Genomic DNA, 25,450 nt, shown 5'->3' on the forward strand with positions numbered 1-25,450 from the left:
GATTTATTCTTTTACGCCGCGCAACCAATAGGTTTGAATTTGACCTAACCCTTTAACACTGACTTCACCTCTGGGCTCAAAGCAATATTTGTGTTTGGCCATTTCGTAAGTCGATTGGGTTACTTGAATATGGTCACTGCGGCCATGGCTTTCCATTCTCGCTGCAAGGGTAACAGCTTCTCCCCACAAATCGTAACAGAATTTGCTGCGCCCAATGACACCTGCTACGACTTCCCCTGAACCGATACCAATACGAAGTCCCGTTTGTAGGCTATATTTGATTTGCAGCCTTGCGAAAGCCTCTTTTACTGCCAGCGCATAAGCGCAACATTGCAGTGCGTGTGCATTGTTACTTTTTGGAACGCCGGCTGCGGCCATATATCCGTCACCGATAGTTTTTATTTTTTCTAGTCCATGATGAGTACTTAACGTATCAAACTGGGTAAAGACATCATCAAGCAAGTCCACAAGTTCATGGGCTTTTAATGATTTGACCAATAAACTGAAACTCTCCAGATCAACAAAGCATATCGAAGCTTGTTCATATTGGTCGGCAATCTTACCTTTTGCATATTTCAAACGCTGGGCGATTGGTAAAGGCAAAATGTTCAGTAATAGAGATTCTGATCGCTGATTGGCTAACGACAGCTTTTGCTGGGTACGGGACATATTACGACTGATATGAAAGCTCGTTAACGTGCAAGACAAGGCTAGAAATACCGTACTTGATACCCTGACTGTCTGATGATATTCAGACAGATCCTGTGGGTTAATATACAGGATGTAAAATGCATCGATTAATAAGAAAAACAATACATGGGATAAAATGCTTAGCCACATAGTGACTTGCTGCGCACTAAAGATGAAGGGACAAACAAATATGCCTAACAATAAATAGTAGTGCACGTGAACATTGGCTTGCCAGATAACGCTAGACCAACAAATGTAACTAATAAAAATAAGCACAAGCGTTATTTTTGCTAGCTGCTGAAGTTGAGCGCGATTTAGCAGAGGGACAAAGCATAGCAGCGCGCAGTGACTTAAGATTAAGCCTAATTTGTACAGTCCATCGTAGCGCCAGTAATACGCACTGATGGGTACCTGTAGCAAAAGTACAAAGATAACCATCAAGCTAAGGATATTACTGATCCGGGTAGGATTAATATCATACGAGGGATTAGCCGGAATGCCGCACCATATCCATGCGTGTAAAATGCGAATGATCATAAGGTCTTCCATTTGACCGTGAGGGATTGAGTATAGGCTAAAATGATGGGGAGTAAATTTAGGCTAAAAAGAACAGGTGTTTTGCTTGAGAATGTGGCGAAAAGTGAGGGGATAAGCATCCCCTCGATTAGCTATATCTTAGATCTGGTTAACAAGTTCGACCGCTTGACCTATGTAGTTAGACGGCGTTAATTTTTTTAGCTGAACTTTGGCTTCATCCGGTAATTCAAGATCGTCTATAAACTCGGCCATAATCTGCTGGTTGACCTTTTTGCCGCGTGTGAGCTCTTTTAATTTCTCGTAAGGTTTTTCAATGCCGTAGCGACGCATAACGGTTTGAATTGGCTCTGCAAGAAGTTCCCAGTTGTTGTCCAGCTCGTCCAATAAACTCTGCTCATTGACTTGCAGTTTACTGATCCCTTTTAGTGTCGCTTGATAGGCAATTATGGCATATCCCACACCCACGCCTAGATTACGTAATACGGTTGAGTCCGTTAGGTCTCGCTGCCAGCGAGATACTGGAAGCTTACTCGCAAGGTGACCAAACAATGCATTGGCCAGACCTAAGTTTCCTTCTGAGTTTTCAAAGTCAATCGGGTTTACTTTATGAGGCATGGTTGATGAACCGATTTCGCCAGCAATGGTTTTTTGCTTGAAATGCCCCAGTGCGATATAGCCCCAAACGTCCCGGTTGAAATCGATCAATATGGTATTGAATCGCGCTACAGCATCAAATAATTCAGCAATGTAATCGTGAGGTTCAATTTGGGTGGTAAACGGATTCAGTGTTACGCCTAAACTTGTTACGAATTCTTGGGCAAACTGCGCCCAATCTAGGCTTGGGTACGCCGATAAATGAGCGTTATAGTTACCCACTGCGCCGTTAACCTTACCTAATACGGCAACGTCTGCTATTTGCTTGCGTTGACGCTCTAGGCGATACGCAACATTGGCCATTTCTTTACCCATAGTCGTGGGTGAAGCAGGTTGACCGTGTGTTCTCGCCATCATAGGGATACTTTGGTATTCCTTTGCGAGACGCTTTAATTCATCAACTAGTTTATCTGTGTAGGGCAATATTACGCTGTCTCGGGCTTCTTTGAGCATGAGGGCATGTGACATATTGTTGATGTCTTCCGAGGTACAAGCAAAATGAATAAATTCGTTAACCGCGTTTAATTCCGCATTTTGCGCAACTTGCTCTTTTAAAAAATACTCAACTGCTTTTACATCATGATTAGTGGTGCGCTCAATTTCTTTAATACGCGCCGCATGGTTTTCATCAAACGTGGCCACGATGTTATCCAGTATCGCATTCGCCTCAGCACTAAAAGCAGGAACTTGTTCTATAGCTGTGGTAGAAGCCAATTTCTGTAACCAGCGAACTTCAACTTGTACCCGGTACTTTAATAAGCCGAACTCACTAAAGATGCTGCGTAACTCTGCTGTTTTGTCAGCGTAACGTCCATCTATGGGGGATACGGCGGTTAATGCGGATAACTGCATGGAATGTGTGCTCCTAACGTGATTGGTTGATTTGCGCTAATGCTTGCTCAGCGCAAACTAAAATGCGCTGTCGGTTGAGTAATATTTGTCGGCGCTTACCGCCTAGCTGACGCCATAAGACGGCTGAGCGAACGCCCGCAAGAAGCAAGGCGCGCACCTTATGTTGGTTATCAACTTGTTTCAGTAGTTGAGGGTCGCCAGACACCTGTATTTTGGCGGTAACTGGGCTCACCACGTCACTGTATACACTGGCCAAATTGGCTAACATTTGCCCTGAAAATAAATCTAAATGGAGTTGTTGGCGCTTTATGTGATTAATTCTGTCACCCAATTCAGTCATCCGTTTAGACGAGCGAGCGAGCTTGCGCTCAATGCTCAGTAAGTTCGCAATATAACGCGTAATGACAGTGTCCTTCGGGGTTGAGCTGTTACCCAATTGCGCGTGTAGAATATCAAAGCCCAATTTAAGATTGCTCATTTGACCATATACTTGTTCGGTATTATCGGAATCTGTGATAGTGATACTTTCTATGCTGGCCCTATAGGCTTGTTCGTCGCAGCTACCGTGTTTAGAGATTTCTTTAACTAGCGCAGCTGCTTGGCAAACACCTGCAAGGGCTAAGCATTTTTCAATTTCACTGGTATTGATGGCTTTTTTTGGCGAATTTTGCATTAACGAATATAGCTCTCTATTATCCCACCACCTAAGCAGACTTCATCTAGGTAAAACACGGCAGATTGGCCAGGTGTCACTGCTTTTTGTGGTTCATCGAATATAACGTGTACGGTGCCATCTGGCTCGGGTGTGAGTGTGCAGGCAATGTCTTGTTGGCGATAACGTGTCTTAACACTGCATTTCATTGGGGATGAAGGGCCAATACGGTCAACCCAATGCAACTGATTTGCCACTAAGCCTTTTGAAAACAGACGAGGGTGATCGGCACCTTGGCCTACAATCAATACATTTCGTGCCATGTCTTTATCGACCACATACCAAGGATCGTCGCCAAATTCTTTCATACCACCGATCATTAAGCCTTTTCGTTGGCCTAACGTGTGGTACATCAAACCTTGATGCTGGCCTATTTCTTGACCTTCCGGTGTTTCGATGACACCAGGTTGAGCAGGAAGGTACTGAGATAGAAAATCAGTAAATTTGCGTTCACCGATAAAACAAATCCCTGTGCTGTCCTTTTTATCGTGGGTGATAAGCCCTTGTTCTTGGGCAATTTCCCGCACTTGTGGTTTTTCAATATCGCCTATTGGGAATAAAGTCTGACCAACATGTTGCTCACCTAACGTATACAAAAAGTAGCTTTGGTCTTTGTTGTCGTCCATGCCGCGCAGCATTTGCCAATGACCGTCTACTTCACGGCGACGCACATAATGCCCAGTGGCGATGTAATCGGCTTCAAGTTCCTCTGCAGCAAATTCTAGGAAGGCTTTAAATTTGATTTCTTTGTTGCACATGATATCTGGGTTTGGTGTGCGTCCAGATTTATATTCTTCCAAAAAATATTCGAACACATTATCCCAATATTCGGCCGCAAAGTTTATTTGATGTAGTTCAATACCGAGTTTATCTGCTACTGCTTGGGCATCTTTTAGATCTTCAGCCGCGGCGCAATATTCATCGTTGTCATCTTCTTCCCAGTTCTTCATGAATAGGCCTTCAACTTGATAGCCTTGCTGCAGCAATATATACGCTGAAACAGAAGAATCGACACCACCAGACATACCAACAATAACCTTTTTCTGGCTATTACTGGCTAACTCGGCAGCACTAAGGGAATGAATATAAGGCATGATAAAAAGCAAAGTCTCAATAAAAATGGTGGCGAATTCTAGCAAATTCCCAAGTACAAATCATCTGCAATGTACACATAATATGTGACAATATGTTGTATAAACGAACCTAGTCAAGTTCTCGGTAAGTGCCTGAGGCGATGCCGTCTAACGTCCAGTTACCCACTCGATAACGTACCAACCTCAAAGTGGGAAAGCCGATGTGAGCTGTCATCCGCCTCACTTGACGGTTTTTCCCTTCACTGATGGTAATAGACAACCAGCTGGTAGGTATGGATTGGCGAAAGCGTACAGGTGGGGTTCGCGGCCATAAAGAGGGCTCTCGCATTCGTTCAACTTTAGCGGGTCGTGTCATACCGTCTTTTAGCGCGACGCCGTCACGCAATGCTTGTAGTTGGTGCTCTTGCGGTTCGCCTTCCACTTGAACCCAATAGGTTTTACTGGTTTTCTTTTTAGGGTTCGTCAGTTTGTGCTGTAATTTTCCATCGTTGGTCAAGACCAATAAACCTTCACTGTCTTTATCAAGACGCCCAGCAGCGTATATATCTGGGATAGGAATGAAGTCTTTCAATGTTTGTCTGCCTGTAGCATCGGTAAACTGAGTTAAAACATTGAATGGCTTGTTGAATAGTACGATTTTTGAACGACGAATAGGCGCTTTGGGCTTTTTATATTGATCAATGTTCATTTCTTGTAACTTATTATGAATAAAATCGCTGAGTTATTTTGCACTCTGCGATGAATTGTTTATTATCTTCCAGCGAATTTTTCAATGTAACTTTACCCTGATGTCAGGATCGGATGTGTTAATTCCTGATAAATTTACTAAATGACCGCTATTTAGCAGCAAATAATGTGCTTTATATCAGTCTACACTAATCCGGTAGCTCTCTACCGCAACATTTGAGGTATATAATGACAACTCAGAAGTCAAAGATTATCTATACGAAAACTGATGAAGCCCCAGCGCTAGCAACTTATTCGTTGTTACCCATAGTAGAATCATTTGCTTCATCTGCTGACATTGAAATCGAACTTAGTGACATTTCATTAGCGGCACGTATTTTGGCCAATTTTGCTGATTATTTGAGTGACGAGCAGAAAGTACCTGATGCCTTAGCAGAGTTAGGCGAGCTCACACAAGACGCAGCAACAAACATTATTAAATTGCCTAATATCAGTGCTTCTAAGCCGCAACTAAAAGCGGCTATTAAAGAATTAAATGATAAAGGGTTCAACGTTCCTGCTTACCCTGAAGATCCAACTACCGACGAAGAAAAAGACGTTGAAGCGCGTTATTCTAAAGTATTGGGCAGTGCGGTAAACCCAGTGTTACGTGAAGGTAACTCTGATCGCCGTGCGCCTAAAGCGGTAAAAAGCTATGCGCGTAAAAATCCACATTCAATGGGCGAGTGGAGCCAAGCTTCACAAACACATGTTGCCCACATGCGTGGCGGCGATTTCTACTCAGGTGAAAAATCAGTTACCGTTGACAAAGCGGGTCACGTTCGTATCGAGTTCACTGATGCAAATGGCCAAGTAACAGTATTAAAGCCCCGAGTTGATTTACTTGCCGGTGAAGTGATTGACGGCATGTTTATGAGCAAGAAAGCCTTATGTGATTTCTTCGAAGAACAAATTGAGGATGCAAAGCAAACGGGTGTTCTATTCTCACTACACGTGAAAGCCACGATGATGAAGGTATCTCACCCAATCGTATTCGGTCACTGCGTAAAAGTGTTCTACAAGAAATTGTTTGAAAAGCATGCTGCTTTGTTTGAAGAGTTAGGTGTTGATGCAAACAATGGCTTAGGCAGTGTTTACGACAAAATTGCAACGTTACCTGAGTCACAGCGTGCTGAGATTCAAGCTGACATTAATGCTTGTTACGCTGACCGTCCGCCTATTGCGATGGTCAATTCCGACAAAGGAATTTCTAACCTTCACGTACCAAGCGATGTGATTGTTGATGCGTCAATGCCTGCGATGATCCGCTCTTCTGGTCAAATGTGGGGCCCTGATGGAAAGCTGCATGACACCAAAGCCGTTATTCCAGAAAGCACTTACGCAACGATTTATCAAGAGATGATCAACTTCTGTAAAACCCACGGTGCATTTGACCCAGTGACTATGGGCTCTGTATCAAATGTTGGTTTGATGGCACAAAAAGCGGAAGAATACGGCTCACACGACAAAACATTTGAAATGGCCGGTACCGGTACCGTGCGTGTTATCGATCAAGACGAAAATGTGTTGATGGAGCACAATGTTGAAGAAGGTGATATCTGGCGTATGTGTCAGGCTAAAGACGCGCCAATTCAAGATTGGGTCAAACTTGCAGTTAACCGTGCTCGTCAATCTGGTACACCCGCAATTTTCTGGTTAGATGATGAACGTGCCCACGATGCACAGCTAATTGAAAAAGTGAATACGTATCTAAAAGATCATGATACTGATGGTTTGCACATTGAAATTATGGCACCTGTACGCGCCATCCGTTATTCAATGGAGCGTGCACTTCGTGGCTTGGACACCATCTCAGTAACAGGTAACGTACTGCGTGATTATCTAACTGATTTATTTCCGATCCTTGAGTTGGGCACCAGTGCGAAAATGCTTTCTATTGTGCCATTAATGGCCGGTGGTGGTTTGTTTGAAACAGGTGCGGGCGGCAGTGCACCTAAGCACGTTCAACAGTTTGTTGAGGAAGGCCATTTGCGCTGGGATTCGTTAGGTGAGTTCTTAGCAATTGCCGTTTCAATCGAAGATCTTGCTATCAAAAACGACAATGCTAAAGCAAAAGTATTGGCTAAAGCGTTAGATACTGCGACCGAGAAACTATTGAATGAAGGCAAATCGCCTCAGCGTAAAGCGGGTCAACTGGATAACCGAGGTAGTCATTTCTACCTAGCGTTATACTGGGCTGAAGCACTTTCTAGCCAAAGTGAAGATAGCGCACTTGCTGACAAGTTTGGGCCTTTGTTTGACGCGCTAAGCAGCAATGAAGCGAAAATTGTTGCTGAAATTGACGCAACGCAAGGTTCGCCGGAGAACATTGGTGGGTACTACTACCCAGATGATGCACTTTTGACACAAGCCATGTGCCCAAGTACAACCTTGAATACTATCCTAAAAGAATTTAAGTAATAAATTTTAATTAGGCATTAAAAAGCAGACCTTAAGGTCTGCTTTTTTTATGACTAATTTTTATTGCTCAGGCTCACCGTTGAAATCGATATTCTCAGCATGAAGCCCTTTAGGTCCTTGCTGTACATCATATTTCACTTCTTGCCCGGCTTTTAAAGAGCGGTAACCTTCCATCTGAATGGTCGAATAATGAGCAAAAATGTCATCTCCACCATCTTCAGGAACGATAAAACCAAACCCTTTTGCATTGTTAAACCACTTTACTTTGCCAACAGCCATACTTCTGCTTCCTTTTAATCCCTTGAACTGACGCATATTTATCCCCACAATGAACTATGGGAAAGGCGAAAATGTTAAAATAACAAATGTCGCACTAGAAAATGTAGATTTTTTAACCTGTTTTTGTCAAGGGTAAATTGATAAATAAACGAATGTTAATAAAACTGCAAAATTTGCACTAAGGGCACTATTCTTCTTATTATGAGCAAAGACAACACGATTAACATAGAGCGCGAAAAGCAGCTAGATACGGTTAAGCAAAAATTAGCGCCACCACCCATGTATAAAGTTTTGCTGAATAACGATGATTACACACCGATGGATTTCGTGATCGAAGTATTGGTTAGGTTTTTCAACTTGGACTCAGAAAAAGCTCATCAAATTATGTTGACTGTGCATTATCGTGGTCGCGCAGTGTGCGGTGTTTATACCGCTGAAATTGCCGAAACAAAAGTAATGCAAGTCACCCAGTATGCCAAGAAGCATCAACATCCGTTGATGTGCACAATGGAACAGGTTTAGCGCAGTAAGAGGGTCTAAAAATGTTAAATAAAGAATTAGAACAAACGTTGAATGAAGCGTTTATTTTTGCCAGAGAGCATAGACACGAATTCATGACGGTCGAGCACCTTTTATTAGCCCTGCTTGATAACGGCTCTGCCACTGAGGCACTGCAAGCCTGTGGTGCTAACGTAGACATTATTAAAAAAGAGTTGACGGATTTCGTCAAAGACACGACTCCTCTGTTACTTGAAGATGCCAATAATGAGCGGGAAACTCAGCCTACTTTAGGTTTCCAGCGCGTTTTACAACGAGCTGTATTTCACGTTCAATCATCTGGGAAAGAAGAAGTCACTGGAGCGAATGTACTGGTCGCAATTTTTAGCGAGCAGGAATCTCAAGCCGTTTACATTCTTAAAAAAGCCGATGTGACCCGTCTTGATGTGGTTAATTTTATCTCCCATGGTGTATCTAAAAGTGATGATGAGAGTACCCATTCCGTTGAACAAGACGAGGAGGGCGCAGGGCAAGAGGCTGGGTCATCTATGCTTGAGCAATATTCGACTAACTTGAATGAGCTCGCCAAAGAGGGAAAAATTGACCCGTTGATTGGGCGAGATTTCGAAGTTGAGCGCAGTATTCAAATATTGTGTCGTCGTCGTAAAAATAACCCCTTGCTCGTTGGAGAAGCCGGTGTGGGTAAAACCGCCATCGCGGAAGGGTTAGCTTTTCGGATTATTCATAACGACGTGCCTGATGTCATCGCTAACGCCGTCATATACTCTTTGGATATGGGAACCCTACTTGCAGGCACAAAGTACCGTGGTGACTTCGAGAAGCGTCTCAAAGGTATATTGAAGGAGTTAGCTAAAGATCCCGATGCTATTTTGTTTATCGATGAAATCCATACCATCATTGGCGCGGGGGCAGCGTCAGGCGGTGTGATGGACGCATCAAATCTACTGAAACCCAAACTAAGCAGTGGTGAACTGCGTTGTATGGGGTCGACTACCTATCAAGAATATCAAGGTATATTTGAAAAAGATCGTGCGCTTGCGCGGCGCTTCCAGAAAGTGGATGTCATTGAGCCATCAGTGGCTGATACCACAAAGATTTTGATGGGATTAAAGTCTCGCTACGAAGAACACCACAGTGTGCGTTTTACACACAAGGCTATCCGTGCCACGGCTGAGCTATCAGCTAAATACATTAATGAGCGTCATCTGCCGGACAAAGCTATTGACGTGATGGATGAGGCTGGAGCAAGTCAGCGGTTGTTGCCTCCGTCAAAACGTAAGAAGACGATAGGGGTGACAGATATTGAACATATTATCTCCAAGATCGCACGCATCCCTGAAAAGTCAGTATCCTCTAGTGATAAAGAGTCACTGAAAAACCTCGATAGAGATTTGAAGTTAGTGGTATTTGGACAGGATCAAGCAATCGATACCTTAACAGATGCAATCCGTCTGTCTCGAGCTGGATTAGGCGCGGAAACCAAACCGATCGGCAGTTTCTTATTTGCTGGCCCAACAGGGGTCGGTAAAACTGAAATCACCCAACAACTGTCGAACATCATGGGAGTTGAGTTATTACGTTTTGACATGTCGGAATATATGGAGCGCCATGCCGTAAGCAGGCTTATTGGTGCGCCTCCTGGGTATGTCGGCTTCGATCAAGGCGGCCTGTTAACAGATGCTGTTATTAAGCACCCTCATTCTGTTGTGCTGCTTGATGAAATCGAAAAAGCCCATTCAGATGTGTTTAATATTTTATTGCAAGTGATGGACCACGGTACGCTAACTGACAATAACGGCCGTAAAGTGGACTTTCGTAATGTGATCTTGGTCATGACGACCAACGCAGGTGTGCAAGAGACGATCCGTAAATCGATTGGCTTTAAACAGCAAGACCATAGTCATGACGCAATGTCAGAAATCAACAAAGTGTTTACCCCAGAGTTTAGAAACCGGTTAGATGCGATAGTTTGGTTTAATCACCTTGAGCAAGAAGTTATCTTACAAGTGGTTGATAAATTCATTGTGGAGCTTCAAGTTCAACTTGATAATCAAGGAGTCTCTTTGGATGTGACAAATGAGGCGAGACAATGGCTAGCGAAAGAAGGCTATGATAGGAACATGGGTGCACGTCCTATGTCTCGTGTAATTCAACAGCACGTTAAGAAAGAACTGGCTAGCGAATTGTTATTCGGCGAGTTAAGCCAAGGTGGTAGTGTTAAAATATCACTGAAGAATAAAAAATTAGTATTTACATTTAAAGCAGTAAAAGAAGAGAAATCTGAAGCTTAATATCTAGGGCAGGGGCACAACTGACCCTTGCACCTAAATCTCAGGCATAGAAAAAGGCCCAATGTTATACAACATTGGGCCTTTTCTTTTACTGTATACTAACGAGCGCGGTAAATAATACGCCCTTTAGATAAATCATATGGCGTCATTTCACATGTTACTTTGTCGCCTGTCAAGATACGGATATAGTTCTTACGCATCTTTCCTGAAATATGTGCAGTAACAACGTGACCGTTTTCTAATTCGACACGAAACATAGTATTTGGAAGGGTATCCAACACTGTACCTTCCATTTCAATACAATCTTCTTTCGCCATGTAGCTCTGTTACCTCTGTAAATAATAAGTCTCAAAAATGCCGCGCAGATTTTGCCCAATAACGGCGGCCGTGTAAAGCTTTACCAGTCTTTTTTTAAAATTAGCTGCCATTTTTGTTCAATAAAACGCTCGTGGGGTAAAAAATTGCGCTTATAGCTCATTTTTTGAGAGTTATCTATCTGGTAGCCTAAATATAAATGTGCTTTAGATAAACGCCGAGCGATCGCTATTTGTTGTAAGACGGCGAAAGTACCTAAGGAACGATGAGCCAAAGAAGGTTCAAAAAACGTGTAAACCGCCGACAAAGCTTTTTCCAATGAATCGGTTACGGCAATACCCACCAATTCACCATCAAGATGCAATTCTATAAACAGCGGCTTCAGCCAGCCACCATCGGCAAAACTTGCGTATTGATCTGGTGTTGCTGGATACATGCTGCCATCTTGGTGTCGGGTATTGATGTATTGCTTGTACAAACCGTAGTAGTGAGGTTTATTTTCTTCACTTAATACCACTTTTATGTCGTTGTTACGTTTGAGAATACGCTTCTGGCTTTTAGATGGGGCAAAGTCACTCACAGGGACCCGTATTGCTTGACAGGCATGGCAGTGCGCGCAGTGGGGCCGATAAAGTTGTGAGCCGCTGCGCCGAAAACCAGCTGCCATTAGCATTTCGTAGTGAAAACTATGTCCTGTTTCCTCTGCATAAACGAGTAATGTTTCTTGCTCACCTGATAAATAACTACAGTCAAAGCTTTGACTAATTCCAAATTTCATTACGCTTGCGTGAGTTCCCTTGGGCGCCACAAGGACTGATTTATCGGTTCTTTTACAACCTCTTTAAGTTTGCTTAAGAACACGGTTCTCGGGATTTCAATGCACCCAAGGCTTGCTAAGTGCTCGTTTTGTAACTGGCAATCAATAAATTCAGAGCCGTTTTGACGCAGCAGTTCGACTAAATAAAACATAGCAAGCTTTGAAGCATTCGTCGCATAATGAAACATAGATTCCCCGCAAAAGAGATTACCAGGGGTTACACCATATAAGCCGCCAACAAGTGTCTCAGCATCCCATACTTCTATTGAGTGTGCAAAACCATTGCGATGCAGCTCGATATACGCGTTGATCATTTCGTCTGTTATCCACGTGCCAGACGATTGACGAGAAACGTTAGCGCATGCGTGTATTACCTGAGCAAAATGTGTATTTACCGTAACGCGAAAGGACGTTTTACGAATGAATTTTCTTAAGCTTTTCGACACATTGAAATTTTCTAAAGGCAATATGCCTCTGGGATCAGGTGACCACCATAAAATCGGTTCATTGCTACTGAACCAAGGGAAAATACCTTGTTGATAGGCGTACATTAGTCGGTTAACCGATAAGTCTCCGCCGAAGGCAAGCAGACCGGGAGGGTCAGATAACGCTTGAGCGGGAGATGGGAAATGCAGTGATCTATCTAACTGAAACAGTTCAATCATACTGGCTCATTGAAGTGAAAGGCCTCAAACGAGGCCTTGGATCTTTAACGCTTATAACGCGTCTAAAAATTTTTCAGCATCCAGTGCTGCCATACAACCCGTTCCAGCTGAGGTGATTGCTTGACGATATACGTGGTCGCTTACATCACCTGCGGCAAAAACACCTTCAACACTGGTTTGCGTAGCGTTGCCTGCCGTACCACTGTTAACCTTGATGTAACCGTCTTTCATGTCTAACTGACCTTCGAAGATGCCAGTATTTGGTTGATGGCCAATAGCAACGAATAGCCCCATAACATCTAACTCTTTGGTTTCATCTGACACTGTCGATTTTATACGAACACCAGTCACGCCCATTTCATCACCCAGTACTTCATCTAGCGTACTGTTCAAGTGTAAGGTAACGTTACCATTTTCAGCTTTGTCAAACAGGCGCTGAGATAAGATTTTTTCACTTCTGAACGTATCACGTCTGTGGATGACATGTACTTCTGAGGCAATATTCGAAAGATAGAGCGCTTCTTCAACGGCTGTGTTTCCGCCACCGATAACGGCTACTTTTTGATTGCGATAGAAAAATCCGTCACAGGTGGCACAGGCAGATACGCCTTTACCCATAAACGCGGTTTCAGATTCCATACCTAAGTATTTCGCTGAGGCACCAGTACAAATTATCAAAGAATCACATGTATACGTTCCAGCATCACCAACTAGGGTAAACGGACGCTTTGTTAGATCCGTTTTATTAATGTGATCGAAGATAATCTCAGTATCGAATTTTTCAGCATGTTGCTGCATGCGAACCATCAAATCAGGACCCGTTAACCCTTCTGCATCTCCTGGCCAGTTTTCAACTTCGGTCGTCGTGGTAAGTTGACCACCTTGCTGGATACCGGTTAGCAATACTGGGTTTAAATTAGCACGTGCTGCGTACACGGCTGCCGAGTATCCCGCTGGGCCTGAGCCTAAAATAAGTAATTTTACGTGTCTTGATTCAGACATGAATGTCTCCAAAATGAATTTGTTGGCGATTTTATTCAATAGCGCCAATGAGGTAAAGAAGTTCTCTTGTTGTTACGCATAGAAATGCGTCTCTACTGGAAACTTTCAATCTCTAAATAATAAAAAAATGACGATAAGTTATATTTCAATGATATTTAGCAGAACTAATGCCTTAGATAACTTTCTAAAGAGTGATCTTTTCGCTAATATTCTGATGACACCTTAGAATGGTGAATCATTAAATTGAGTAGGTTGCCATGGCACAAACCGTTTTTACTTTATTCAAAGATGGCCAGCAGTATATGCAAACTTGGCCAGTCAAAAAGGAACTGTATCCACTTTTCCCTGAATGCAGAGTGATTTCTGCCACTAAACTTGCCATTAAAACCATGCCGCCACTGGCAGTATTAACGGTTGCGTTGGCTTATTCTGCGACAGGCTTAGCAACGTTACCTAATGCGGTAGCTATGGCCATCTTCTTTTTATCTATCCCGGTACAAGGCCTGTTGTGGCTGGGGCACAGATCAAATCAATGGCTTCCTCCATCAACTTCGAGTTGGTATCGTGATATTCATCAAAAGATGCGTCAGCAAGGGTGCTTTGTGGCAAATATGAAACCCCGGCCGAAGTATAAAGAATTAGCGGCACTGCTTAAAACTGCATTTGACGATTTAGACAAAGCCTTTACACAGCGTTGGTTTTAGACGCTGCTAGACGGTTTGAAGCTAAGTACCTGATGGCATTGGCGGCAGATATACTGTTGTTGCTGTCTTAGCACCTTATTATGGCGTCTGACACTCAGTTCAATATCACCACATAAACATTGATAGGTAAAACGTTTTCCACTGACTTTTGTCACGTCCATTTTGTGATATGTATGTCCGTTTAATCCGAATACTTGCCGCATAATGGCTTGCCATTCTTTTCCGTGGGGTTTTACTCGACCATAAAGCGCATACGCGATTAAGTGAGCGACCTCATGGGGCACCACTTCATCTATAAATGCTTGATAGTTGTCAGCTAGCAGTACGGGATTAAACCGCAACTCATTTGTTTGCAGCCGCGCACAACCGGCAATTTTACCTCTTTGATTAAAGGTTATCGCCGGTAAGGCTAAGTCAACTGATAGTGACCGGTTAGCTAATTGAACGCAGGCATGTACACGATCAACGACATGGGCTTGAATATCTGATTGATTAAGCTGGTTTTGATGGAAAGAAGGGTTGTTCAAAGGTTTCATTAATATGGAGGGCGGGTAAACCCTAAGTTTAAAGGCAGCGTCTTATCAGCAAAGAATAGGACGCTGCCAGTGATATATTAAGGGTTAAATTTCACAGGTTAAGCAAAAAGCATAAACGCCGCGAGGATCATTAAGCTTAATTACATCGTCAAAATCCGCCGTTACTTGGCTAATTAAGCTCATTAATTTGCTATCACTCTGGGCAAACTGAGTTTTTGCTAACATCACAGATACATTAGAAAAGAACTCTTTCCAGAACAATTCACTGCTGTTTAATGAGCGTTCAACGTAGGTGACATCGTATTCAGTTAAATCAGCTAGTTGTGCTGCAGCTGATACTGCGTCATCTATGTAGCCAAGATGGTCGACTAAATTTAACGATAATGCTGTTTCACCTATCCAAACGCGGCCTTGTGCGATGCTGTCGACGTCTTCTTTGCTCATATGGCGTTCGTCTGCGACGAGTGAAATGAATTGGTCGTAACCATGCTCGATACTACGCTGCAAGACTTGGCCCATTTTAGGATCGATACCGCGAGTTATGCCCATGCCTGCAAAATCTGTGGTGCCCACACCATCGGTATGTACACCTAAGTAATCTAGGGTATTTTCGAAACTGACGAACATGCCAAATATACCTATTGAACCGGTAATGGTGCTGGGCGCTGCCCAAATTTCATCGGCACTCGCTGATATCCAGTATCCTCCGGATGCCGCGTATGTGCTCATCAGGGCTACGACTGGTTTGCCTGCTGCTTTGAGGTTTTCAATTTCTTGGCGAATAATCTCTGAGGCAAAAGCACTGCCACCTGGTGAGTCTACATATAACACGACCGATTTAATGTTGTCGTCTAAACGAGCCTTACGTAATAAATTTGCAGTGCTGTCACCCCCTACTGTACCTGGCTTTTGGTCACCATTTAAAATGGTACCTTTAGCGACCACAATGCCGACCTTATCAACATTTGTATCTAAGTGGGGAAGCGGCGGGTTCACTATGTGTAAGTAATGCTTGAACGTTATATTGGTGTAACCACGTTTGGAGTCGTCTTCTCCGACGACGGAAACCAGTTCTTGCAATACTTGTTCACGTGTTTTTAATCCATCAACCCAGCCATTTTCTAACGCATACTGGGCAAAATCACCATTGACGTCTTCGAATTTAATCATAAATTCGTCAACCTTTTCGTCGAAGTTGTCTGCTGATAAACCACGTGCTTCGGCTACATTATTCTTATACTGAGACCACATGGCATTTAGCCAAGCTTTATTCGCTTCTTTTGCCGCCTCTGACATATCATCACGAATTAACGGTTCTACTGCTGACTTGTAGGTGCCTACTTTAAAAACATGCGTAGTCGCCTTGATCTTATCTAACGCTGATTTGTAATACATGCCAAACCGGCCATATCCTTCAAATAGCATCCAACCCATAGGGTTCATATATACGTGGTCAGCATGACTGGCAATGTAATATTGCTCTTGCGTGTAATAGTCACCGATAGCGTAAACTGGTTTTTCACTGAGCTTGAAATCATCGATGGCTTGGGCGATTTGTTCTAGTTTATCTAACCCCGCACCGTTGAGTTCTTGTAAATCAAGTACCAGAGCTTTGATACGCTGATCTTGTTTAGCGTTGTCCAAAGTAAGCAAAATATCTTGTAACAATACCTCTGGCTTTTCATTTTCTTGACCTAAAGCTTCTTGCATAAACGCTTCAAAAGGATCTATTGCGTGTTTTTGGATGACAATATCGCCTCTTAAATTCAGCACAAGAGCAGAATTTTGTTTCACACCTATTTGACCGTTATCTTTGAAAATTAACGAAATGATGCCGATGGCTATGACTAAAAAGATAATGTTAAAGAATAACTTGCGGCTAAAATTGAGAACTGACCAAATACCGCCAAACAGGGCTTTGGTCCAACTTTTATCGGTTGACATATTAATTCGGGTTCACTTACTTAAAAACAATAATGCATCCTAACTAAAATCTGAACTCGATAGAATCCACAAGTGTAAATTAATGTAACTTCTGCTCTTTTTAACCGCAAAAATTCTTACGTTCGCATCATTTCGCGCTATTTGCTTTTTATTTGTGTGTTTTTTAACCTAGGGTTTATACCAATTCCATCAAATTCTCGCTGAGAGATTAATTAATGGAATTAGTATTACTAGCTAGAGACGGTTGATTAAACGACAAGATTTGGGTTAATTAGCGAGGGACTTTTCACTTATTATTCAGGAGTATTAGGATGTCTGCACATCACAAAATTAATTATATCGAAATCCCCGTTAAGGATATAAATTTAGCCAAAGCGTTCTTTAGCTCCGTTTTCGGCTGGCAATTTATCGACTATGGGCCAGATTACTGCGCTTTCGACGGAGTGGGAATTGACGGAGGGTTCTTTAGCGCTAAGCAAGCGGTTTCAACGGTCAATGGTAGTGTTTTGGTCGTACTTTTTAGCGATGACCTTATCGTCACTCAAGGCAAAATCGAAGAAAGCGGTGGTAAAATAGTGCAGGCTATTTTTAGTTTTCCTGGAGGGAAGCGTTTTCACTTTACTGACCCTTGCGGTAACGAATATGCCGTTTGGAGCGACAAATAAAAGAGCCTGATGCTGGCTCTTTATACTTGACCGAGAATAGACCTATTTGGATTACCCCTGAAAGCCTTCGTCGGCGAATAAGTCTATGCTAGACGCTGCGTTTCGAGCTAAAACATCACAAAGCTCGTTCATGGGATGTCCAGAGTGGCCTTTAACCCAGTGCCATTGTACTTGATGCTGATTGACTTGCTCGTCTAAACGTTTCCATAAATCGACATTTTTAACCGGTTTTTTGTCTGATGTGCGCCATCCATTCTTTCGCCAGTTTTTTATCCATTGATTGATACCATTTTTTACATATTGGCTGTCCGTGGTTAAATCGACTTTACAGGTTTCGGTTAAGCTGGCTAATGCTTCTATGGTCGCTAATAACTCCATACGATTATTCGTTGTGTGCTTAAACCCTTTGCTAAGCTCTTTTTTATGTTGTCCAAACAAAAGAACAGCCCCGTAACCACCAGGACCTGGATTACCTAAACAGGAACCATCGGTATAAATTTCTATGTGTTTCATTTCAATTATCAATCATTTAAAATTTTTCGCAGTATAATGTAATCGCATCTTAACGTCAGCCTGAAACAATTAGAGAAACCATGAGACAAATCGTACTAGATACAGAAACAACCGGTATTGATCCTAGGCAGGGTCATCGAATAATAGAAATAGGTTGTGTAGAGCTGTTAAACCGCCGCCTCACAGGTAACACGTTTCATGTCTACATAAACCCTCAACGTCTAATTGAACAAGAAGCGATAGAGGTTCACGGGATCACAAATGAGTATTTATTAGATAAACCCGTGTTTGCGGATGTTGCTGCAGATTTTGCGCAGTTTATTAGTGGTGCTCAACTGGTGATTCATAATGCGCCATTTGATGTCGGTTTTATGGATCATGAGTTTGACCGAGTTGCCTCAATGGGCGGTAAAAAAACCGCTGACATGTGTACTGTGCTTGATACGCTGGAAATGGCGCGGCAAATTCACCCAGGGCAAAAGAATAACCTTGACGCTTTATGTAAACGTTATGGTATAGATAACTCACACCGAGAGCTCCACGGCGCATTGCTGGATTCCGAGATCCTCGCCGACGTTTATTTAATGATGACAGGGGGCCAGACGGCACTGAATTTATCGGGTAAATCAAACTCTGAAGGTGGCAGTCAGGTTGAACCAATTCGTAGGCTTGATCCTAGCTTAAATCAGTTAAAGGTTTTGCGTGCCACAGCCGATGAATTAGTTGAGCATGAGAAACGTTTGGATTTAGTCACTAAAGAAGGCGGTTCTTGTTTGTGGCGTGAATAGGCGCCAAACCATTATTCATTTGAGATGCTATGTTAAAACCTCTGTTATTTAGTGCGCTATTCTTATCCACTATTATTAACGCACAAACGCCTCAAGCAGAACGACAAGCACCAAATCCGCTTATATCTTTAGGTGATGATTTTCAAAATAGCATCAAGTTATTGCAAAATCGTTTCCGAATTGATCATGAAGTGGATGAGATCACCATGGTTTTCTTTCGCGAATACGGTAGTTTGCCTGTGGTCTTGGTAAGGCCAGATGGCAGTAAAATCTATCAGTCTCAAGCAGATGGTGAAGGTGTTTTTTGGTTTGATACCGCCACCTATGACATGGTGAGTATTAAAAAGCCCATGCCGGGTCCTTGGCAAGCTGTAGGGGATATTGAGCCAGAAAGCCGAGTGATGGTGATCAGTGACCTGTCATTGCACGCAGAGCCGTTACCCAGCGTCATTTTTTCTGGTGAAATTCTAAAACAAACTGCCCACTTAACCAATGGCGGTGAACCAATCAATTATACTGAATTTCGTGATGTTGTTACCCTAAGTATGCAGTTCTTTAGTACCAATAATCCTGACAGTAATAATTTTGGTGCTGACTCACAAACCATAGCGACCTTTGAAGACAATGGTCAAGGCATGGACGAAATACCATTAGACGGTACGTTCACTGGTCAATTCAACTTGTCGGTAGCAGCAGGTGAGTGGATCCCGACTTTTATGGTATCCACACCTATGTTCTCCAGAGAACAGGTCGATGACGCTGTGATGCTTTATCCGAACCCGATACATATCTCGGTAGATCAACATGGCGGGGCAGGCGGGTATCATAAGTTAATGATCGATGCAGACCGTGAACACATTAATATGTCGACCTTGCTGATCGACGGAAAAGTTAAATTTCCTAATGGCGATATTCAAAATTTTTCCATTACTGACGCGTCGATGGATATTCGTGAACACCTTATTGTCAATTACGAATACGGCGTGTATCGCATTAAGTTAACAGCCTTTGCCAACACGATTGATGGGCGCGACGTGATTCTAGATGTACCGGAGTTTAGCTTTCTCACTGAAGAGCCAATGATTGCTCCGACATTAGACGAGCAAACTGCCAATGGCACGAACCAAGAAAGTTCACAAGACGTCATAAATCAACAACAGCCAATCTTGCCAGCTGAAGCCGTGTCCACAGAGCCAGAAATGGCCACGTCCACATTAATACTGTTGATTATTGGAATAAACGTGTTCTTATTAATAGTAGGTGGCGCATTAATTTGGTTTGTTACGCGAGACAAACCTGTTACGGTCACTGAAGCTTTGAGTGAGATCGCTCCACCAGACTCAGAGAAAAATAGCAAAGCGGGATTTATAACGCGTTTCAAACAACGTATTACTGGTAATAAAGCGCGCCTTGAAGAGGCAAATGATATCAATGCAAACCCGAAAAAGAGTGGGGCGAAAAAAGACAGCAGTAACAAAACTGCGTAATGTTGTTTGCATTTTGGTCAAATCGCTCACTGTATAGGCAAACAAACGAAAAAATTGAAATTAAGCGATAAAATGCAGAAAAAGCTGTTGACTCGATACAGGGTTAACCGTATTATCTGCGCCGCGGTTGAGGGGAAGGTCCTAGATTAACTTCTTAACTCGTTGAAAGTATTAAAGAAACTGGAGCGGTAGTTCAGTTGGTTAGAATACCGGCCTGTCACGCCGGGGGTCGCGAGTTCGAGTCTCGTCCGTTCCGCCAATTTCTTTTAATATTTTCGGTTTTGAAACAGCGGAGCGGTAGTTCAGTTGGTTAGAATACCGGCCTGTCACGCCGGGGGTCGCGAGTTCGAGTCTCGTCCGTTCCGCCAATTTCAAAACAACGAAAATTATATGGGGAGCGGTAGTTCAGTTGGTTAGAATACCGGCCTGTCACGCCGGGGGTCGCGAGTTCGAGTCTCGTCCGTTCCGCCATTAATTTTTATCTCTACATTATATTTATTCCATTCTACTTTATCTCAGCCAGTTCATGACAAATTTTTGAAACAACTTATCTCATTTTGCTTTTAGCTATGTGGCTGAAATTCATGTCTTTAGTGTGTGCTTCAGGTAAACTGCTTGCTCTAAATTTTAGCGTGCAGATAGCTTACTATCTGCACCAATGATTGACGAATAGGTGTATTAGCTTGATCTTATTGTTGTTTTATATTGCGTTGGCCTTAGGTGTCTCGTTTATTTGCTCTATCGCTGAAGCGGTTATTTTGAGCGTATCCTCTGCATATATTTCAGTTCTTGAGAAAGAGCAGCATAAAAGTGGCATCTTACTGCGAGAACAAGTTCAAAATATCAATAATCCACTGGCCGCTATTCTGACATTAAATACAGTTGCTCACACAATGGGGGCTGCAGGAGCCGGCGCGCAAGCTGCGGCAGTGTTTGGTGAAATATACATGGGGGTCATTTCTGCCATTTTGACCTTATTTATCTTGGTTTTTTCAGAAATTATTCCTAAAACCTTGGGGGCGACGTTTTGGCGTAAACTGGCGCCAGCCACCGCATATTTTTTAAAATACCTCATTTTGTGCCTTTACCCTTTTGTATTGCTGGCCAATAAGCTCACCGCTGGCTTTAGTGATGACTCGCCTTTGAAAGGGTTAAGCAAGGCTGAACTGGCAGTGTTAACAGATGAATCTTATCAAGAAGGGCAAATCGCCAAGCAAGAAGCCAACATATTGCAAAACTTACTTTCTCTTGATGAGCTAAAGATTAAAAATGCCATGACTCACCGTACCGTTATTTTTTCTGTATCAGAAGAGATGACAGTGGAAGCTTTTTATCATAAGCACGGCACCGTAGAGTTTTCGCGCATCCCCATATACGAACATGCTGAGCCAGAAAAGATCACCGGTTACGTTCTTAAGAAAGATATTTTGTTAGCTATGATCCGCAAGAATGAGAAAAATCCGGTCAGTGTATACCGCAAAGAGATGGTTACCTTGTTAAGTAGTATGCCTTTGTCGGCAGCTTTACACCCATTACACACGAAACGCGCCAATATGTTATTGGTGGTAGACGAATATGGTGGGTTAGAAGGCATTCTCACAGATGAAGATCTGACTGAATCTTTATTGGGCGTAGAAATAGTTGATGAAAATGACAAAAACGTCAGTATGAAAAAGCTTGCACGACTCATGTGGAAGCGTCGAGAGCGCGCTGCGTTGCATAAATCAAATCAAACGAAAGCTTAAGATGTCGTTGAAAAAATCATTAAGGACTAAGCAAACATATGCATGAACTGTTGAAATGTAATCACTTATCTAAACAGTATGATGACGGCAAAGATAGCGTACATATCCTAAATAATGTGAATTTAACCGTTCACACTTCAGAACAACTCGCGATTATAGGCAGCTCTGGTTCAGGCAAAAGTACCTTGCTGCATTTATTGGGAGCTCTTGATCACCCAACCTCAGGAAGCGTGTTATTCGAACAGCAAGACATTTTTGCTTTTTCAAATGCGCAGCAAGCTAGATTTCGAAACCAATCATTAGGATTTGTTTACCAAGCGCATCACTTACTGCCTGAATTTACTGCGCTGGAAAATGTAGCTATGCCCCGTTTAATCGCGAATGAAAAACGTGAACAGGCTTTGCATCACGCTGAAGAGATGCTTAAAAAAGTTGGATTATCGCATCGCTTAACCCATCGACCGAGCATGTTATCCGGTGGAGAGCGACAACGTGTGGCGATAGCGAGAGCGCTCGTTAATCAGCCTAAACTTGTATTAGCTGATGAACCCACCGGAAACCTAGACACCAAAACAGGTGAAGGAATATATCAATTGCTCAATGAGCTACGTGATCTTAGTCAAACTAGTTTTATTGTGGTCACTCACGATATTCAGTTAGCTAAGCGTCTGGATCGATCCCTTAGTTTAGTAAACGGGCAATTAAGCTCGCCCGATGTTTAAGGCCAGAGTTAAATGAAGCTAATTCTTCAACTTGCGTGGCGTTTTCGCAGCAGTAAGCAGCAAAATGGTTACATTTCCTTTATTTCGGCCTCATCTACCGTCGGTATTGCGCTAGGATGTTTTGTTCTGATCTTGCTGCTTTCAGTTATGAACGGCTTCGAACGTGAGTTAAAAGACCGTTTATTGTCAATTATACCTCACGGTGAGCTCTATGCTGTGGGCAAGCAAGGGATTGCAGATTGGCAAAATGAAATTGCGCAGCTAGAGAAAGACGCGCGGATCGAGTCGATTCAGCCGTATACCAAGGCAACAGGCATGCTGCAAAAAGGCAAAAAAATGAAAGCGATTGAGTTGGTAGGAATTGATCCTCAATATGCCGAGAATGATGGAATGTTAAGCAGTGTGGCTAAACACCAATGGCAAACGTTTTCGAATGACACTCAAGGTGTATTATTAGGTGCAGGCGCGATGCATAAACTTGGTATTGAACTGGGTGACAAAGTAAAACTGTTGCTACCTCAATTGAGTGATGATTTATCCATTAAAGCCCCAAAAACCCTGTGGCTGAATGTACTGGGAGAGGTAAAAATTGGTGGTGAATTAGATAACCATATCGGCTATATGCATTTACCTCTGGCCTCCGAGACATTGGGCGTAACTCATGGTGTTCAGGGGTTACGGTTTCGTTATCATGATCCGTTTGCAGCGCCATTAATTACACGGGAGATAGGGTTTGGATTTTCCCAAGAAGTTTATATGTCAGACTGGACACGGACCCAAGGCCACCTTTATCAAGATATTCAGCTGGTTCGAGTGGTCGTCTACATCACCCTGATATTAGTAATTGGCGTGGCTTGCTTTAACATCGTCTCTACCTTAGTCATGGCAGTAAACGAGAAGCAATCTGAAATTGCCATGCTAAAAACAATGGGCACAACCGAGCAAAAAATAATTTTAATATTTATGCTGCAAGGCCTAATAAATGGGATTATAGGTACCGCTATCGGGGTTACAAGTGGTGTATTGATGGCATTGAACTTGTCTTCTGTCGCCCAAGGGATAGAGCGGTTAACTGGGTTTCACTTTTTGTCAGGTGATATTTACTTTATCAATTTCTTACCGTCAGCGCTTAAATGGCATGAAGTGTATATTACTGCGTTTATCGCTTTAGCCTTAACCATAATCGCAACGGTTTATCCTGCCAGAAAGGCGGCTAGTGTTAACCCCGCAGAGGTACTTGGGCACTAAAATAAAAAGGCAGTGCGTTTTAATGCACTGCCTTTATTGATAGTAATATGCGTAACAAACTTACCTGTTCTTTTGCAAAAGTTAACTCGCCTTTGGTGAGTGAAGTGTTTCTTCCTTTTTACCCGCGTCAGGATCATTGTACCTGTCGATATCAAATTCCCCCTCGCTTTTGCCCACAATACAGGCCACCATACAATCGCCAGTAACGTTAACGGATGTACGGGTCATGTCTAGCAAGCGGTCAACTCCAATAATCAATGCTATACCTTCAACCGGCAGGTTGACTTGTTGCAGCACCATAGCAAGCATGATTAAGCCTACACCAGGCACGCCGGCGGTCCCGACAGAGGCCAGTGTGGCAGTCACAATTACCATCATATAATCCCCAAGCGATAAATCGATGCCATACACTTGAGCAATAAATACCGTGGCTACACCTTGCATAATAGCGGTGCCATCCATGTTGATGGTTGCGCCTAAAGGTACAGTGAATGAGGCCACAGAGGATTTTACACCCAGCTTGTTGGTGGCGGTTTCAAGCGTAACAGGCAGGGTTGCGCCACTGCTTGAAGTGCTAAATGCAAATATCGCGGCATCGCGCATTTTCTTAAGCAGTATAACGGGATTAAGCCCACTTAATAATTTCAGAATAATGGGATAAGAGACAAAGGCATGAACCATTAAAACAAACATAACCAATAAAAAGTATTTGAGTAACCCAGCGATAGTATCAAAACCAATTGTGGCAAAGAGTTTAGCCATTAATACAAACACACCGTAGGGCGCTAGATTCATTAGTATAGTAACCAATTTCATGACGACTTCGCTTAAGTCTTCAAACATAGACGTTAACCGCTTACCTGCGTCACCGGCCATAGACATGGCGACACCGAATAAGACAGAAAACACGATGATTTGTAGCATGTTGCCTTGTGCCATAGCGTTGACTGGGTTGGATGGCATCATATTGATGATCACTTGTCCTAAACTCGGCGCTTCTTTTGCCTGATAAGCTGCATCAGTGGTCATGCTGATGGACTCGCCAGGCGAAACTAATAGAGCAAAACTGACCGCAAGGGATATCGCTATGGCTGTGGTGCCTATGTAAAGTAAAATGGACTTACCACCAAGACGACCTAATTTACTCGGATCCGATAAGCTGGCAGTGCCGCACACTAGAGAAACAAATACCAGGGGCACAACGAGCATTTTGAGGCTGGCGATAAAAATTTGCCCAACGACGTTAAATATACCATCGACTAAAAGTCCATACGTAGAAACCTCTAAGCCAAATACACTAAACGAAAAATCTCCGCTATCATCAAACAGTTGTTGGAGAAGGCTACCGATAACAATACCGGCCAGCATGCCAAAAAATATTCTGGCAGTTAAACTGAATTTTTGGCGGTTGGGGGGGAGGGATTGGCTCATGATTTTCCTGAATTTATTATTATTGCCTATAGGTTAGCAAGTTTGCTCAGTAAGCTGAACAATTAAAATGTTCAGATATGTGACACACCACTT

General features: G+C 42.9%; 24 protein-coding genes and 3 tRNA genes. 13 read left to right on the plus strand and 14 right to left on the minus strand.

What is annotated here, in order from left to right:
- Positions 1 to 3: 3 nt before the first annotated feature.
- The 5 genes from FX988_RS01455 to FX988_RS01475 all read right to left on the minus strand — a co-directional run bounded on the left by FX988_RS01455 (position 4) and on the right by FX988_RS01475 (position 5,227).
- Positions 4 to 1,227, minus strand: a complete 1,224-nt coding sequence (locus FX988_RS01455; RefSeq protein WP_160178012.1) for an adenylate/guanylate cyclase domain-containing protein — start codon at positions 1,225 to 1,227, stop codon at positions 4 to 6.
- A 138-nt stretch (positions 1,228 to 1,365) separates the two neighbouring features.
- Positions 1,366 to 2,733 carry an adenylosuccinate lyase gene (purB, locus tag FX988_RS01460; protein WP_160178013.1) on the minus strand — a complete coding sequence of 456 codons (1,368 nt, stop codon included), beginning with the start codon at positions 2,731 to 2,733 and terminating at the stop codon, positions 1,366 to 1,368.
- A 13-nt stretch (positions 2,734 to 2,746) separates the two neighbouring features.
- The gene (hflD, locus tag FX988_RS01465; RefSeq protein WP_160178014.1) at positions 2,747 to 3,406 is read right to left on the minus strand and encodes a high frequency lysogenization protein HflD; all 660 of its coding nucleotides are present in this window, start codon (positions 3,404 to 3,406) and stop codon (positions 2,747 to 2,749) included.
- On the minus strand, positions 3,406 to 4,539 hold the full coding sequence (mnmA, locus tag FX988_RS01470; protein WP_160178015.1) for a tRNA 2-thiouridine(34) synthase MnmA: 1,134 nt from the start codon (positions 4,537 to 4,539) through the stop codon (positions 3,406 to 3,408). Before mnmA ends, hflD begins: the two co-directional genes overlap by 1 nt.
- Before the next feature lie 109 nt (positions 4,540 to 4,648).
- Entirely contained in the window at positions 4,649 to 5,227 is a 579-nt protein-coding gene (locus FX988_RS01475; protein WP_160178016.1) for a pseudouridine synthase, read from the minus strand.
- Positions 5,228 to 5,454: 227 nt separating this feature from the next.
- Here FX988_RS01475 and FX988_RS01480 point away from each other — a divergent pair, with 227 nt between their 5' ends.
- Positions 5,455 to 7,686: an NADP-dependent isocitrate dehydrogenase gene (locus FX988_RS01480; protein ID WP_160178017.1), complete on the plus strand. Its 2,232-nt coding sequence runs from the start codon at positions 5,455 to 5,457 to the stop codon at positions 7,684 to 7,686.
- Between the two features lie 60 nt (positions 7,687 to 7,746).
- Here the strand turns inward: FX988_RS01480 and cspD are convergent, their stop codons facing one another.
- A complete protein-coding gene (gene cspD, locus FX988_RS01485; RefSeq protein ID WP_006990872.1) occupies positions 7,747 to 7,965 on the minus strand; it encodes a cold shock domain-containing protein CspD in 219 nt (72 codons plus the stop codon).
- Between the two features lie 201 nt (positions 7,966 to 8,166).
- Here cspD and clpS point away from each other — a divergent pair, with 201 nt between their 5' ends.
- Together clpS and clpA are read left to right on the plus strand one after the other, a co-directional pair.
- Positions 8,167 to 8,487, plus strand: a complete 321-nt coding sequence (gene clpS / locus FX988_RS01490) for an ATP-dependent Clp protease adapter ClpS (protein WP_006990871.1) — start codon at positions 8,167 to 8,169, stop codon at positions 8,485 to 8,487.
- Between the two features lie 20 nt (positions 8,488 to 8,507).
- Positions 8,508 to 10,775: an ATP-dependent Clp protease ATP-binding subunit ClpA gene (gene clpA / locus FX988_RS01495; RefSeq protein WP_160178018.1), complete on the plus strand. Its 2,268-nt coding sequence runs from the start codon at positions 8,508 to 8,510 to the stop codon at positions 10,773 to 10,775.
- Between the two features lie 98 nt (positions 10,776 to 10,873).
- On the opposite strand, the gene infA is transcribed toward clpA, so the two are convergent.
- The 4 genes from infA to trxB all read right to left on the minus strand — a co-directional run bounded on the left by infA (position 10,874) and on the right by trxB (position 13,574).
- Positions 10,874 to 11,092: a translation initiation factor IF-1 gene (gene infA / locus FX988_RS01500; RefSeq protein WP_006990869.1), complete on the minus strand. Its 219-nt coding sequence runs from the start codon at positions 11,090 to 11,092 to the stop codon at positions 10,874 to 10,876.
- An 80-nt stretch (positions 11,093 to 11,172) separates the two neighbouring features.
- On the minus strand, positions 11,173 to 11,868 hold the full coding sequence (locus tag FX988_RS01505) for an arginyltransferase (protein WP_160178019.1): 696 nt from the start codon (positions 11,866 to 11,868) through the stop codon (positions 11,173 to 11,175).
- Positions 11,868 to 12,572 (minus strand): leucyl/phenylalanyl-tRNA--protein transferase, encoded by a 705-nt coding sequence (gene aat / locus FX988_RS01510; protein ID WP_160178020.1) that lies wholly within the window; start codon positions 12,570 to 12,572, stop codon positions 11,868 to 11,870. The genes FX988_RS01505 and aat overlap by 1 nt, the downstream gene beginning before the upstream one ends.
- A gap of 51 nt (positions 12,573 to 12,623) precedes the next feature.
- Entirely contained in the window at positions 12,624 to 13,574 is a 951-nt protein-coding gene (trxB, locus tag FX988_RS01515; protein WP_160178021.1) for a thioredoxin-disulfide reductase, read from the minus strand.
- A gap of 257 nt (positions 13,575 to 13,831) precedes the next feature.
- On the opposite strand from trxB, the gene yfbV reads away from it, so the two are divergent.
- A complete protein-coding gene (yfbV, locus tag FX988_RS01520) occupies positions 13,832 to 14,278 on the plus strand; it encodes a terminus macrodomain insulation protein YfbV (protein WP_160178022.1) in 447 nt (148 codons plus the stop codon).
- Here yfbV and FX988_RS01525 read toward each other — a convergent pair.
- Complete coding sequence (locus FX988_RS01525; RefSeq protein WP_160178023.1) at positions 14,275 to 14,814, minus strand: SprT family zinc-dependent metalloprotease; 540 nt, start codon at positions 14,812 to 14,814, stop codon at positions 14,275 to 14,277. The genes yfbV and FX988_RS01525 overlap by 4 nt on opposite strands.
- An 84-nt stretch (positions 14,815 to 14,898) precedes the next feature.
- Positions 14,899 to 16,758, minus strand: coding sequence for a signal peptide peptidase SppA (sppA, locus tag FX988_RS01530; RefSeq protein ID WP_160178024.1), 1,860 nt, complete (start codon positions 16,756 to 16,758; stop codon positions 14,899 to 14,901).
- Positions 16,759 to 17,069: 311 nt separating this feature from the next.
- Between sppA and FX988_RS01535 the strand changes: the two genes are divergently transcribed.
- A complete protein-coding gene (locus FX988_RS01535) occupies positions 17,070 to 17,423 on the plus strand; it encodes a VOC family protein (RefSeq protein WP_160178025.1) in 354 nt (117 codons plus the stop codon).
- Positions 17,424 to 17,474: 51 nt separating this feature from the next.
- Here the strand turns inward: FX988_RS01535 and rnhA are convergent, their stop codons facing one another.
- On the minus strand, positions 17,475 to 17,936 hold the full coding sequence (rnhA, locus tag FX988_RS01540; protein ID WP_160178026.1) for a ribonuclease HI: 462 nt from the start codon (positions 17,934 to 17,936) through the stop codon (positions 17,475 to 17,477).
- An 80-nt stretch (positions 17,937 to 18,016) separates the two neighbouring features.
- Here rnhA and dnaQ point away from each other — a divergent pair, with 80 nt between their 5' ends.
- The 8 genes from dnaQ to FX988_RS01580 all read left to right on the plus strand — a co-directional run bounded on the left by dnaQ (position 18,017) and on the right by FX988_RS01580 (position 23,926).
- A complete protein-coding gene (dnaQ, locus tag FX988_RS01545; protein WP_160178027.1) occupies positions 18,017 to 18,724 on the plus strand; it encodes a DNA polymerase III subunit epsilon in 708 nt (235 codons plus the stop codon).
- Between the two features lie 29 nt (positions 18,725 to 18,753).
- Positions 18,754 to 20,211: a TIGR03503 family protein gene (locus FX988_RS01550; protein WP_160178028.1), complete on the plus strand. Its 1,458-nt coding sequence runs from the start codon at positions 18,754 to 18,756 to the stop codon at positions 20,209 to 20,211.
- Positions 20,212 to 20,393: 182 nt separating this feature from the next.
- A tRNA-Asp gene (locus FX988_RS01555) sits at positions 20,394 to 20,470 on the plus strand.
- 32 nt (positions 20,471 to 20,502) lie between these two features.
- Positions 20,503 to 20,579: transfer RNA gene (locus FX988_RS01560), tRNA-Asp, on the plus strand.
- Positions 20,580 to 20,605: 26 nt separating this feature from the next.
- Positions 20,606 to 20,682, plus strand: a tRNA-Asp gene (locus tag FX988_RS01565).
- 212 nt (positions 20,683 to 20,894) lie between these two features.
- Positions 20,895 to 21,956, plus strand: a complete 1,062-nt coding sequence (locus tag FX988_RS01570) for a CNNM domain-containing protein (RefSeq protein ID WP_160178029.1) — start codon at positions 20,895 to 20,897, stop codon at positions 21,954 to 21,956.
- A 38-nt stretch (positions 21,957 to 21,994) separates the two neighbouring features.
- On the plus strand, positions 21,995 to 22,678 hold the full coding sequence (gene lolD, locus FX988_RS01575) for a lipoprotein-releasing ABC transporter ATP-binding protein LolD (protein ID WP_160178030.1): 684 nt from the start codon (positions 21,995 to 21,997) through the stop codon (positions 22,676 to 22,678).
- A 12-nt stretch (positions 22,679 to 22,690) separates the two neighbouring features.
- Entirely contained in the window at positions 22,691 to 23,926 is a 1,236-nt protein-coding gene (locus FX988_RS01580; protein ID WP_160178031.1) for a lipoprotein-releasing ABC transporter permease subunit, read from the plus strand.
- Between the two features lie 81 nt (positions 23,927 to 24,007).
- Here FX988_RS01580 and FX988_RS01585 read toward each other — a convergent pair whose 3' ends face one another.
- The gene (locus FX988_RS01585; protein WP_160178032.1) at positions 24,008 to 25,357 is read right to left on the minus strand and encodes a dicarboxylate/amino acid:cation symporter; all 1,350 of its coding nucleotides are present in this window, start codon (positions 25,355 to 25,357) and stop codon (positions 24,008 to 24,010) included.
- Positions 25,358 to 25,450: the final 93 nt, after the last annotated feature.

Origin of the sequence: Paraglaciecola mesophila (genome assembly GCF_009906955.1) — a bacterium.
GTDB lineage: Bacteria > Pseudomonadota > Gammaproteobacteria > Enterobacterales > Alteromonadaceae > Paraglaciecola > Paraglaciecola mesophila_A.